General features: G+C 67.6%; 10 protein-coding genes. 7 read left to right on the top strand and 3 right to left on the bottom strand.

Annotation, left to right across the window (positions count from 1 at the left end; all coding sequences use genetic code 11):
• Window positions 1-231 precede the first annotated feature (231 nt).
• Together NU1_RS23645 and smc are read left to right on the top strand one after the other, a co-directional pair.
• Entirely contained in the window at window positions 232-621 is a 390-nt protein-coding gene (locus NU1_RS23645) for a hypothetical protein (RefSeq protein ID WP_157552887.1), read from the top strand.
• 72 nt (window positions 622-693) lie between these two features.
• A complete protein-coding gene (gene smc / locus NU1_RS23640; RefSeq protein ID WP_067524187.1) occupies window positions 694-4302 on the top strand; it encodes a chromosome segregation protein SMC in 3609 nt (1202 codons plus the stop codon).
• Here smc and NU1_RS23635 read toward each other — a convergent pair.
• Window positions 4295-5188, bottom strand: a complete 894-nt coding sequence (locus NU1_RS23635) for an NmrA family NAD(P)-binding protein (protein ID WP_084521739.1) — start codon at window positions 5186-5188, stop codon at window positions 4295-4297. The genes smc and NU1_RS23635 overlap by 8 nt on opposite strands.
• Before the next feature lie 104 nt (window positions 5189-5292).
• Between NU1_RS23635 and NU1_RS23630 the strand changes: the two genes are divergently transcribed.
• From NU1_RS23630 to NU1_RS41705, 4 genes are all read left to right on the top strand, one after another.
• A complete protein-coding gene (locus NU1_RS23630; RefSeq protein ID WP_067524185.1) occupies window positions 5293-6066 on the top strand; it encodes a TetR/AcrR family transcriptional regulator in 774 nt (257 codons plus the stop codon).
• A gap of 123 nt (window positions 6067-6189) precedes the next feature.
• Window positions 6190-6849, top strand: coding sequence for an HAD family acid phosphatase (locus tag NU1_RS23625; protein WP_084521747.1), 660 nt, complete (start codon window positions 6190-6192; stop codon window positions 6847-6849).
• 321 nt (window positions 6850-7170) lie between these two features.
• Window positions 7171-8544 (top strand): hypothetical protein, encoded by a 1374-nt coding sequence (locus NU1_RS23620; protein ID WP_067524181.1) that lies wholly within the window; start codon window positions 7171-7173, stop codon window positions 8542-8544.
• Between the two features lie 120 nt (window positions 8545-8664).
• Entirely contained in the window at window positions 8665-9072 is a 408-nt protein-coding gene (locus NU1_RS41705) for a hypothetical protein (protein ID WP_067524179.1), read from the top strand.
• 71 nt (window positions 9073-9143) lie between these two features.
• On the opposite strand, the gene NU1_RS23610 is transcribed toward NU1_RS41705, so the two are convergent.
• Both NU1_RS23610 and NU1_RS23605 read right to left on the bottom strand, forming a co-directional pair.
• A complete protein-coding gene (locus tag NU1_RS23610; RefSeq protein WP_067524269.1) occupies window positions 9144-9632 on the bottom strand; it encodes a pyridoxamine 5'-phosphate oxidase family protein in 489 nt (162 codons plus the stop codon).
• Between the two features lie 224 nt (window positions 9633-9856).
• A complete protein-coding gene (locus tag NU1_RS23605) occupies window positions 9857-10246 on the bottom strand; it encodes a DUF2237 family protein (RefSeq protein ID WP_067524177.1) in 390 nt (129 codons plus the stop codon).
• Window positions 10247-10517: 271 nt separating this feature from the next.
• On the opposite strand from NU1_RS23605, the gene ftsY reads away from it, so the two are divergent.
• The gene (gene ftsY, locus NU1_RS23600; protein WP_067524175.1) at window positions 10518-12062 is read left to right on the top strand and encodes a signal recognition particle-docking protein FtsY; all 1545 of its coding nucleotides are present in this window, start codon (window positions 10518-10520) and stop codon (window positions 12060-12062) included.
• Window positions 12063-12277: the final 215 nt, after the last annotated feature.

The raw sequence follows: 12277 nt of genomic DNA, 5'->3' as shown, positions 1-12277 counted from the left end.
GAAACCAGCATGCAAATTCGCACCACCATCACCTCACCAACAACACCCCAAATGCAGTAACCAATTGCCCGACACCCCCATCGACCTCACCCCGAAAGACGAAGCCGGACCGCACGATCTGCTCAACACAGACCCGGCCGTCCTGCCCCGATACCCCGCCGTCATCAGTTGAGGCCGAACCGCAATCCCCCGCGCAGGCAATCGATAGCTTCGCCGGTAAAGGTGGCGGGCATGCCCGCTCCTCTATATGCGCACCGCCTCGCCCTCGTCCTGGCCACCCTCACCGGAGTTCTCACCCTCGCGGCACCCGCCATCGCCTCCGGTGATGTCATCGCCAGGAAGACCCTTCAGTTCGCGCCCGGCAGCAATAGTGCGAGTGTGCGGGACACCGTTGCGCGCGGTAACGAGATCGCCTATCGGGTCGAGGTGGCCAACCCGCGGTCCATGACCGTCGAGGTCGACGGCGCCGCGAGCTTCACCGTGTTCGATCCGGACGGCAAGCTCTGGGCGCGGTATGTGCCGTCGCCCTTCACCACCACGGTCAAGCCGGGTGTCTGGGAAATCCAGGTCGGTTCGCAGACCCAAGACGTGACCTACACCTTGACGGTCACCATCCGCTGAGCCGCCCGCCAACCGGACTCGTTCACCGGCATACGCATGGCAACCCAGCGACTACGGGTAACCTGGCCGACTGTGCACCTGAAGAGTCTGACGCTGAAGGGGTTCAAGTCCTTCGCGTCCGCGACGACGCTCCGGTTCGAACCGGGTATCACCTGCGTGGTGGGACCGAACGGATCGGGGAAGTCGAATGTCGTCGACGCGCTCACCTGGGTCATGGGTGAGCAGGGGGCGAAAGCGCTGCGCGGCGGGAAGATGCAGGACGTCATCTTCGCCGGAACCACGGGACGCGCCGCGCTCGGTCGTGCCGAGGTGACGCTCACCATCGACAACTCCGACGGTGCGCTGCCCATCGACTACTCCGAGGTGTCCATCACCCGGCGCATGTTCCGCGACGGCGCGGGCGAATACGAGATCAATGGGAACACCTGCCGCCTGATGGATGTGCAGGAACTGCTCAGCGACTCCGGTATCGGCCGCGAAATGCACGTTATCGTCGGTCAGGGGCAACTCTCGGCGATTCTGGAATCGCGGCCGGAGGATCGGCGCGCGTTCATCGAAGAGGCCGCGGGCGTGCTCAAGCACCGCCGTCGTAAAGAGAAGGCCGTTCGTAAACTCGATGCCATGCAGGCCAATCTGGCCCGGCTCACCGACCTCACCACCGAACTGCGCCGCCAGCTCAAACCGCTCGGCCGCCAGGCGGAGGTGGCGCGACGCGCCGCAACCGTGCAATCGGAATTGCGGGATTCCAAGCTGCGGCTGGCCGCCGACGATCTGGTGTCGCGGCGCACGGATCTGGAGAGCCAGCAGAGCAAGGAAGCCTTCGCTCGCGAACAGCAGATCAAAGTCCATGCCGAAATGGACGCCGCCAATGCCGCGCTCGCGCAGCAGGAATTCGAGCTGTCCAAGCTTACTCCCGGCGCGGAAGCGGCCGCGCAGACCTGGTTCCAGCTCTCCGCGCTGACCGAGCGGGTCAATGCCACCATTCGCATTTCCCGCGATCGCGCCCGCAACCTCACCATTGAACAGCCCACCGGCGCGGGCCGCGATCCCGAACAGCTCGAACGCGAAGCCGATCGCGTGGAGGCCGAGGAAGCCGAACTGCTCGAGGCCGTCGAGATGGCCACGGGCATGCTCGAATCCGCTCGCGACGCGCTCTATGAACGCGAGCAGGCCGCCAAGGCCGCCGAACAGGCGCACCTGGCCGCCGTGCGCGCCATCGCCGACCGCCGCGAGGGTTTCGTCCGGCTCTCCGGACAGGTGGATTCGCTGCGTATCCGCGCGCAATCGGTCGACGGCGAGATCGCGCGCATGTCCGCCGGTATTGCCGAGGCCCGGCATCGCGGTGAGGCCGCCGACGCCGAATTCGAGGCCGTCCAAGCCGAATTGAGTGAACTCGACGCGGGCGAGGAAGGCCTCGACCACCAGTATGAACATGCCGCCCAGGCCCTCGAGCTGGCCGATCAGCGCGTCACCGAACTGCGTGACCGCGACCGTGAGGCCGGAAAGCGGGTCGCCTCGCTCGGCGCGCGTATCGAGGCGCTCACCATGGGCCTGGCGCGCCGCGACGGCGCGGCCTGGCTGCTGGAGCACCGCACCGAGGGGCTGCTCGGTCCGCTGTCCGGATTGATCCGTGTGCAGGGCGGATTCGAAGCCGCGGTCGCCGCCGCGCTCGGACCGCTCGCCGACGCCGTCACCGCCGACACCGGCACCTCGGCGCACTCCGCCGTCCGGGCGCTCAAGGAGGCCGACGGCGGCCGGGTAGCCATTGTGTACGGCGGTGCCGCCCAAACAAATTCGCTTCCCGGTGGCGAACTGCCCGGTGGCGCGCGCTGGCTGGTCGATATCGTGGACTGCCCCGAGAATATGCGTGGCGCGATCGCGGCCCTGACCGCGGGTATCGCCGTCGTCGACGGATTGTCCGAGGCAGCCACGGTCGTCGCCGCCCGCCCCGAACTGCGTGTCGTCACCCGCGACGGAGACCTCACCGGTACCGGCTGGATGCTCGGCGGTTCCGACCGTGCCCCCAGCCAGCTGGAAGTACAGGCCGAAATCGACTCCGCCAAGGAGGAATTGACCTCCTGGCAGCGACAGGCCGAGGAACTCGAGGCCGCGCTCGCCGGCGCGCTCGCCGAACAGGCCGACCGCAAGGACGCCGTCGACCACGCGCTACTCGCCCTGCACGAATCCGATCAGGCCCTGGTCGCCATCTACGACCGGCTCGGCCGCCTCGGGCACACCGCCCGCGCCGCGCAGATCGATTGCGAAAAACTGCTGACTCAGCGCGCCGACGCCGAAGCCGGTCGTGAGGAAACCCTGCAGAAGCTGGCCGAACTCGAGGAGCGGCTGCGCAACGCCGAATCCGAGCAGTCCGATATGGGGCAGGAATCCGAGGGCACCGAGGCCGCCGGACACCTGCGCGAGGAAGCCGCCGGTGCGCTCGCCGAAGCCCGCTCCATGGAGGTGGAGGCCCGCCTCGCGGTCCGCACCGCCGAGGAACGCGCCGAATCCGTACGGGGCAAAGCCGATTCGCTGCGCCGTACCGCGCGCGCCGAACGTGAGAACCGAGCCCGCGCCGAACGCGCCCACGCCGCCCGCCGCCAGGCCGCCGCCGTGGCCGCCGTGGTCGCTGAATCCGGTGAACGTATTGCCGCCGACCTCGAACAGGTGGTCGCCCAGGCCGCCGCCCGCCGGGACGATCTGGTGCGCCGCCGCACCGAATGTGCCGCCCAGGTGGAGCAGATCAAGGAGCGCGCCCGCGCTCTCAATACCCAGCTTGCCCAGCTCACCGATGCTGTGCACCGCGACGAGGTCGCACGCGCCCAGTCGGCGTTGCGTATCGAACAGCTCGAGACGACCATTTCCGAGCAGTTCGGCATCTCCCTCGACGATCTCATCACCGAATACGGTCCGGATGTGCCCATGCCGCCGTCCGCGCTGGAGCTGATGGAGTACGAGCAGGCCAAGGAGCGCGGCGAGGATGTCACCCCGCCGCAGCCCATGCCCTACGACCGCGCCACCCAGGAGCGCCGCGCCAAACGCGCGGAGAAGGACCTCACCACCCTCGGTAAGGTGAATCCCCTTGCCCTGGAAGAGTTCGCGGCGCTCGAGGAGCGCTACAACTTCCTCGCCACCCAGCTCGAGGATGTCAAGAAGGCCCGGCAGGACCTCCTGGACGTGGTCTCGGAGGTGGATGCCCGCATTCTCCAGGTCTTCACCGAGGCCTACGAGGACGTATCCCGCGAATTCGTCGGCGTATTCGGCAAGCTCTTCCCCGGTGGCGAAGGACGGCTACTGCTTACCGATCCGAGCGACATGCTCGCCACCGGCGTCGAGGTCGAGGCCCGCCCGCCGGGCAAGAAGGTCAAGCGTCTGTCGCTGCTTTCCGGTGGCGAAAAGTCCCTCACCGCAGTGGCTTTGCTGGTGGCCATCTTCCGCGCCCGCCCCTCCCCGTTCTATGTGATGGACGAGGTCGAGGCGGCCCTGGACGACACCAACCTGCGTCGCCTCATCGGCCTGTTCGAGCAGCTGCGGGAGAAGAGCCAGCTGATCGTCATCACCCACCAGAAGCCGACCATGGAGATCGCCGACGCGCTCTACGGCGTGAGTATGCGCGGAGATGGCATTACCCAGGTGATTTCGCAGCGCATGCGCGGCGAGAACCTGGTCGGCGCGGCTAAGTGAGCAATGCTTTCAACTGCGCCGCACCGGTTTCGGCCAGCCAGGTGTCGAAAGTCCGTAGGGCGGGATGTATTTCGCGCAGGGCGGGGATATCGGCGCGCCAGCCCGCACCCGCGCGGGACTGCCGCCAGACCGCCACGACCTCCGGACCCATAGCCGCGGCCTCGCCCTCGGTGAACTCCTCGAAGCGCACCTCGATCCCGGTGGCCTGACTGATTGCCCGTGCGGCATCGGGCATGGTTCGCGCGTCACCGGCCAATTCCAGTGTGCGGCCGTGGAATCGGTCCGGATCGGCGAATGCCAGCTGGGCGAAGGCCGCGACATCGTCCACCGCGATGACCTGGATCGGCCGGTCGGCTGGGAACAGGTGGCGGTGGACGCCGTCGCGGATGCCGTCCACCGCGAGGCCCCGCAGGAGGTAGTTCTCCATGAACCGCACAGGGCGCAGCACCGTCCACCGCATACCGCTCGCGGTCACGGCATCCTCGATCCGCCGCTTACCCTCCGCACCCCAGCGGCCCTCCTGCGCGAAGGAGGCGATGCCGGTGAACACGAATTGCTCGATACCGGCCCGCCGCGCCGCCTCCACCAGGTACTCGCCGCGCCGCGCCTCGAGGTCGCTATCCCAGCCCTCTGGCCCGTAGCTGGCCGGAGGTACACCCATGACCGCCCGGACCCCCGCGACCGCCGCGTCGATGGTGTCGGGGGAGTCGAAATCGCCGACCGCGAGTTCGGCTCCGGCCGCGGCCAATTCGAGCGCGGCGGGAGCTTCGGGATCGCGTACCAGCGCGCGTACCGGCGTCCCCGCCGCCAGCAGTCGCCGAGCCGTAGCGCCACCCTGCTTGCCGGTAGCGCCGGTTATGAGAATGAGTTCGGTCCCAGTGGACATGTTCACCCTGTCTGTTCGATAGTATCCGGGTCGGACAACCCGTATTTGGACGGTACGGGCGGCGAAGTCCGGTCTGCCAGAGCCGCGAAGGGATGCGTAACGAAATGAGTGCTCTCGCGCTCCCCACCGACCCCGCTGGGCGCGTCGACGCCCGGCGCAATCGGGCGCTGGTACTGGCGGCGGCACAGCGGGCGTTCGCCGAACAGGGCATGTCGGTATCGCTGGTGGAGATCGCCAAGCGGGCCGGTGTCGGCGCGGGCACGGTGCACCGGCATTTCCCCAGTAAGAACGACCTGATCGCCGCCGTGCTGCGCCAACGCGTCGAGCGGCTCGCCGAATTGGCGACGCGGAGTCGGGGTGCCGCCGATGTGGGTGCGGCCTTCTTCGACTTCTGTATCGAGGTGGTGACGACCACACCCGGCAACAAAGGTATGTGCGATGTCTTCGAAACCGATGACGGCTGGCCCAGCACCGCGCTGGTGGACGCCGGTACCCGCTTTCAGCACGCGGTGGCCGACCTCCTGCTCGCCGCGCAGCGGCAAGAGGCGGTGCGGTCGGATCTCACGCTCTCGGATGTCCTGGAGATCTTCACCGGATGTGCTGCGATGCAGCGGAGTTCGGGGGCGCGGCGGGGGCCGACACGTCCGGTGGTCATGTTGTTGGAGGCCATGCGGGCGCGCGATCACGGGGCCCGCGTAACGAAACTGTCGGGCGCGGATCGCCGTAACGAAAAGGGTTCGCGTAACGCAACGGCCGATGCGCACTGCCCGGTATGCGCCGCCCCGGTACGCCATTCGGCCACCGGGCGCCCGGCCCGCTACTGCTCTCCCGCCTGTCGACAGAAGGCGCACCGGCAGCGGGCCCGCGCCGCGAGCTGATACCCGCTGCCCGGCCCGTTCGTCGGCATGATGACGTCGCGATCCCACTGAGCGGGAATCCTGCGGCGAGACAATGTGAAACGCCTGCGCATCTAACTATTGGGCCGTTAACGTCCCGTGATCATGAAGCGCTCTATTGCAGGTATTGCTCTCGGAATATCACTTGTCCTTGCCGCCCCCATGGCCACCGCCTTCGCCGACACCGGTTCCTCCTCACTGTCCGGCGGCTCCGGTTCGTCGTCACTGTCCGGTGGCGGCGGCTCCTCCTCGCTCTCCGGCGGCGGCGACCTGCCCCCGTACTCGCAGTGGATCAGCGAGGTGCAGACCGTCGCCGCGCAGGCGCAGGACTACCTGGCTGGACGACTGCCCGGCGCGACCCGCCCCGCCATCGTCTTCGATATCGACAACACGGTCCTGGAAACGCAGTACAACCCCGGCCCGATCACCCCCGCCATGGCACCGATGCTGGCGCTGGCCAAATGGGCCAAAAGCCAGGGCGCGGCCACCATTTTCGTCACCGGCCGCCCCGCCCTCATGAATATCTACACCCAGATCAACCTCTCTGCGGTCGGCTACTCGGTCGACGGTCTCTACGGCAGCGCGCTGACCACCCTGTCCGCGGGTTCGTCCGGCCTCCAGGAATACAAGACCAACGCCCGCATCGATATCGAGGGCGACGGCTACACCATCGTCGCGAATATCGGCAATAGCGCCTCCGATCTCGCGGGCGGGCATGCGGAGAAGACCTTCAAGCTGCCCGACTACGACGGCGCGCTCTCCTGAGTCACGGCCTGAACTGCCGCGCAATCGGCTGAGCCGCAAGGCAATCGCAGCGGATCGCCGCAACCGAGAAGGGTGCGGCGATCCGTTTCGCCGCCCGATGGTTACGCCCCCCAGCGCCGCGCGCCGGGATGGCGGCCCGTGATAGCGCCGGGGCCGCGTTCGTCATTCCGGCGCGCTTTTGGCCGGAATCCACACCCCCGCAGTCGTGGATTCCGGCCAAGCATGCCGGGATGACGGGTGGGCGTGCCGGATGAGGGCGCCGTGCCGACACCGCGCCGTCAACCTAGGTAACAATCCGCGGCGGAGAAGTAGGCTCGCATCGTGTTGTGGGTGTCTGCGGTCTCGTTCGGGGTCGCGTGGTGGCTCGGGTTGTACCTGGTGGCGCGTGATGCGGGAAAGCCAGTGCTGCGCAGGGCCGGAGCCGGACTGCTCGCCTACGCGGCGGCGGTGCTCGGCGGCCAACTACTCGGCGGCGACGACCGATTCGACGGGCTGCGAGCGGTGCTGGTCTGCGTACCCGCGATCGTATGGAGTGGGGTATTCGTCCGGCTGCTGCCCGAGGAACTGGCGGACCGAGCCGATCGATGGTGGCGCTTCGGGCTGCTGCCGGCGTGCGCGGTCGTCGCCGTTCCGGCGGTGGTGGGGATCGACGCGGCCGCTTACGCGCTCTGCGCGCTCGCGGTGCTCGCCCTGTTCGGTTCCCTGCTCGCGATGATCCGGCATCGGTCGGTGTTGCTCGCGGGCAGCCGAGGCGGGACGGTGGCGGGCCTGTTCACCGTGGGCGCGTTGATGTTCGGCTTGAGCGCCACCCTGATCCTGATCGGGCTGGATGTGCTGCCCGCCAACCTGTTGCTCTCGGCCGTGGCCATCGACCTGGTGTTCCTGGGCCTGGGAATCGCGGTCCTGGACGCCTTCGAGGAGGGTGAGGCGCTGCGCGCCGATATGGTGCGGTCACTGCTGGTGTCGGCCGGGACCGCCGTCGTATTCGGCGGGCAGGCGGGCGTGGCCATTGTCTTGGTGGGGGAGCGGACCGCCCTGCAGGCGTTGCTGTTCGGCACCACTGCCGCCGCCATCGCGCTGCAGGTGCTGTACGTGCCGCTGCAAGGGGCGATAGACCGGATCGCCTTCGCGTCCGCACCGCGATTGCGCGAGGCCCGCGACGAGTTGCGCACCGCGGCGGAAGCCTTGCCACGCAAGCGCGGTGCCGATGGACTCACCGGTCCGGAGGCCGCCACCGGCTTGGCCGCGCTCGACGAAGCCGAATTCGCGCGACTGACCCGCCGCGCGCTGAGCCACTACGCCGATCTCGGCAAACTGGTATCGAGTCCGCTCATCGACCTCCCCGCCATCGACGCCCGCCTCGCCGACCGCGAGACCATCGGCCCCCTCGATCGCGCCGCCGAACTCAAAACCCTGCTCACCGAGAGCATCGCGGCGCTGAAACCACGCACCGGAGCGGAGTTCGGCACCAGCGAGGAGTGGCGGCACTACAACGCCGTGTACTTCTACTATGTCGTCGGCATCCGGCCCTACAGCGTGCGCACCAAACGCACCGACCTGGATCCGGTATCGCGCAAGGCGCTGTCGTGGTTCGTGGACCAGGTACCCGAACGCACACTGCACAACTGGCAGAACTCGGCAGCCCGAATGATTGCCGCACAACTGCGATCGGGGTTCGGCAGCATGTCGAAATAGGGCTCTGACATGCGGTTGGCAGTATTCGGCAGCTGATGTGGTGGGTTCGGCAGTGGACTCCGGGCGACTGTTTGGTGGTCACCGAAACCCGCAGCAGCCGAACCGAAGGAAACGATTCCCATGACTGCCACCACCAGCACCCGCCGCATCGCCGGAATGTCCCCGCTGCGCCTCGCCTACGAATTCGACGGTATCGCCACCCTCGCCTCGGGTGTCCTGCTCGCCGCCCTCTCCGGCGTAATCGATTCGGCCCTGGGCCTTTCCACCCCGCTGCTGCTCGGCGTCGGCGCCTTCTTCATCGTCTACGCGGTCGGCGTCCTCATTGTCGCCACCCGCCGCGAGATTCCGCGCCGCCCCGCCGCCGTCATTATCGGCGTGAATGCCCTGTGGACGGTCGACAGCCTGGTGGTGCTGGCCGCCGGCTGGCTCGACCCCACGGCCCTCGGCACCGCGGCCATCCTGGCGATCGCCGCCTTCACCGCCGTCGTGTCCGCGGTCCAGACCTACACACTGCGCGCCGACCGCTGACAACGGCGGCGACCATATCGGCGATGCCGCCCGGAAACCCGGGCGGTATCGCCATTTTCGTCGTGACCGAATCAGGAAGCCTGGCCCAGGGTGGCGACGGTGGGCTTGAAATCGCCCGCCGCCACTTTCGCTCCGTCCAGGATCTGAATCCGGTCGGGATCGAGGCGGAGCGCGGTGAAGCCCGGGTGGTCGGGCCCGGAGATGCCGAACGCGGTCAGGTCATAACCCAGGGGCGGTGGCGTGGTCGCGAACAGATCCCACACGTGCTTCTTCACGGCCGGATCCTCCACCCAGGTGGCCGTCGCCTCCCCCTGCACCACATTGTGGCTGGGGGCCCAATAGGAGAACGCGAGAATCGGATTGGCGCTCAGATGCCGGGCTTTGATCGGCGTTGGACTGGTGAAGATCCAACCGACCGGACGGTCGCCCTCCAGCTCCCAGAGCGGATGCAGAATGCGGGAGCGAGGCCGCCCGTCGGTATCGACGGTGGTGACTGTGCACCAGATGATCTCGTGGGTCATCCGGAAGAAATCAGCCTGGATGGTGTCGAATGTCGCCATAGAGAACTCCCCGTGAGTGCAGACTCGTGCTCGCGCATCGTCGCACGAGCCGCCGACGCAAACGCGACAAATCGACACCCGCATGGCCGGGTCAATCGCGGATACCCGTGTGCCGAGTCGTATTTCGGCGGATTCGCGCAGACGGCGCAAGAGCGCCAATCAGGCGGCGGTGAGTCGATCGGTTGCTTCGCGGTCAGGGCCGCAGCGAATTTCGAGAGGCGGGCTCAGAGCAGGTCGCTGACGTCATCGGGCACATCCACCGCGTACTTGCGCAGCGTATCCATGGGGATCACTTCCAGTGCGTTCTCATGAGTGGCCGCCAGCACCACCGGGGCGGCGACGCCGTCCTCGTGGGCGTGTAGCCAGCGCACCGCGACCACACACCAGCGGTCCCCGGGTTGCAGTCCGGCGAAGTTGTTCTCGGGCCGCGGGGTGATGAGGTCGTTGCCGATCGACTTCTGGTGTTCCAGGAACTCCGCAGTCGCCACCGTGCACACCGTGTGGCTGCCGAGATCCTCGGGTCCGGTGCTACAGCAGCCGTCCCGATAGAAGCCGGTGAGGGGATCGGTGCCACACTCCTCAAGCGGTCCCCCAAGCACATTTCGATCGGTCACGTGGCCGATCCTATTGTCTTGGTGTCGGATTCGCCGCTGCTTCGGCACCCTGGCACGTAGTAGTTCGGACCGGTTGGTAGGTGGCAGATTCTCGCGAGTGCACTTCCGCGTGTTCGAGGGCCTGTCGGATGCGAATGTGCTATTGGCCACACTCGCGGGTTCGACTCGCCGATCCACGGACCGACAGCGAGCGCGCGGCGGTGGCGAACGGGCCGAACTCGTGGGTAGGTAGGCAAAACAGTCAGACCAGGGTCTCTGAAAGGATGGGGGCGTGACCGCACAGACTTGGATTCTGATTGCCGCAATCGCCGCGGTGCTGCTGGTGGCCTTCGTCGCCGGGTTCGTGCTGTACAGGCGCCGCCGAATCTCGCTGACCCCGGGCGCGGCCGAACCGAAGGAAGTGACGGACCGGTCGGGCGGATACGCGGCATCGGGGGGAATCAGCTTCAGCCAGGGCGGGACCGCGACCCTGCCGAAACCGACACCGGAACCGGTCCACCGCGAACCCGTGAAACCGCCGGTGCCACCCGTGCCGCCGGTCGAGCGCACCGATGACGAGGGCCAGCCGCACGTCGGCGACGACGCGGCCGTACCGCGCGATTCGGGTAAGCGCGGCATCACCGATGTGCGACTGCCCGACCCGGAGCAGGGACCGGCGGCTCCGCCCGGCGAGTTCGTGGCCCCGGTGGTCGTCGAGGACACGGCTGAAACGACGGACACGGCCGCGCCGACCGATACCGCCGTACCGCCCGCCGAGTTCGTGGCCCCGGTCGTCGTCGATGAGGCGACCGACACCGCGGTCGTCGATACCCCCGCGTCGACCGATACCGTCGCGCCCGCCGTCCCCGTGCCGCCGGTCGAGGCGGCCGTCGTCGCCCCCGATCTATCCGGCATCGACCCCACCGCGGGTCGCCTCATCCGCCTGCGCGGTCGCCTCTCCCGCTCGCAGAACGCCGTGGGCAAGTCCCTGCTCGGCCTGCTGGGTGGCGGCGATCTCGACGAGGACTCCTGGGAGGAGATCGAGGACACCCTCGTCATGGCCGACCTCGGCACCGCCAGCACCGCCGCCGTGGTCGAGCGGCTGCGCGAGGAGATGGCCGTGCGCACCGTACGCGATGCCGACGACGTCCGGGCCGTGCTGCGCGATGTGCTCATCGAGGCCCTGCGTCCGGAACTGGACCGTTCCATCCATGCCCTCCCGCACGGCGACCGCCCGGCGGTACTGCTGGTGGTCGGCGTGAACGGCACCGGAAAGACCACCACCACCGGCAAACTCGCCCGCGTCCTGGTGGCCGACGGCCGCCGCGTCATGCTCGGCGCGGCCGACACCTTCCGCGCCGCCGCCGCCGACCAGTTGCAGACCTGGGGTGAGCGCGTCGGCGCGGAGACCGTGCGCGGCAAGGAGGCCGCCGATCCGGCCGCGGTGGCCTTCGACGCGGTGAGCTCCGGTATCGCCAATGGCGTCGACGCGGTGTTGATCGACACCGCGGGTCGGTTGCACACCAAGACCGGTCTCATGGACGAATTGGGCAAGGTCAAGCGCGTCGTCGAGAAGAAGGCTCCGGTCGACGAGGTGCTGCTGGTCCTGGACGCCACCGTCGGTCAGAACGGTCTCACCCAGGCCCGAGTGTTCGCCGAGGTCGTGAATATCACCGGCGTGGTTTTGACCAAGCTGGACGGCACCGCCAAGGGCGGAATCGTGTTCCAGGTGCAGCATGAATTGGGTGTACCGGTGAAACTGGTTGGTTTGGGTGAAGGGGCCGATGATCTCGCTCCATTCGAGCCGGGAGCATTTGTCGACGCACTACTCGGATAAACCCCCGCCGAGCTGGCGTAATATCTGGAAACAACATCATCCTCACAATGTGCCCGTAACACGGGTGCGTACTGCGAAACATGCTGGCAACAGTGCAATCTCATCCGTTCACCTAGGCGAAACGTCACAGCGGCACGGATGAAACACCGAATGAGGAACCTTCATTGCAGGCTCGTTCGCCGTGATCGGCTGCGGGGCTCGAGATGAGGAGGACA

The organism is Nocardia uniformis NBRC 13702 (assembly GCF_001613345.1).
Classification (GTDB): domain Bacteria; phylum Actinomycetota; class Actinomycetes; order Mycobacteriales; family Mycobacteriaceae; genus Nocardia; species Nocardia uniformis.
This window is presented reverse-complemented; position numbering and strand designations above follow the sequence as displayed.

Excerpts from the sequence above, each read along its gene's own strand:
- NU1_RS41705 (WP_067524179.1), top strand. The coding sequence starts at position 8,665 with ATGACTGCCACCACCAGCACCCGCCGCATCGCCGGAATGTCCCCGCTG.
- NU1_RS23635 (WP_084521739.1), bottom strand. The coding sequence starts at position 5,188 with ATGTCCACTGGGACCGAACTCATTCTCATAACCGGCGCTACCGGCAAG.
- NU1_RS23630 (WP_067524185.1), top strand. The coding sequence starts at position 5,293 with ATGAGTGCTCTCGCGCTCCCCACCGACCCCGCTGGGCGCGTCGACGCC.
- NU1_RS23610 (WP_067524269.1), bottom strand. The coding sequence starts at position 9,632 with ATGGCGACATTCGACACCATCCAGGCTGATTTCTTCCGGATGACCCAC.
- NU1_RS23645 (WP_157552887.1), top strand. The coding sequence starts at position 232 with ATGCCCGCTCCTCTATATGCGCACCGCCTCGCCCTCGTCCTGGCCACC.
- NU1_RS23625 (WP_084521747.1), top strand. The coding sequence starts at position 6,190 with ATGAAGCGCTCTATTGCAGGTATTGCTCTCGGAATATCACTTGTCCTT.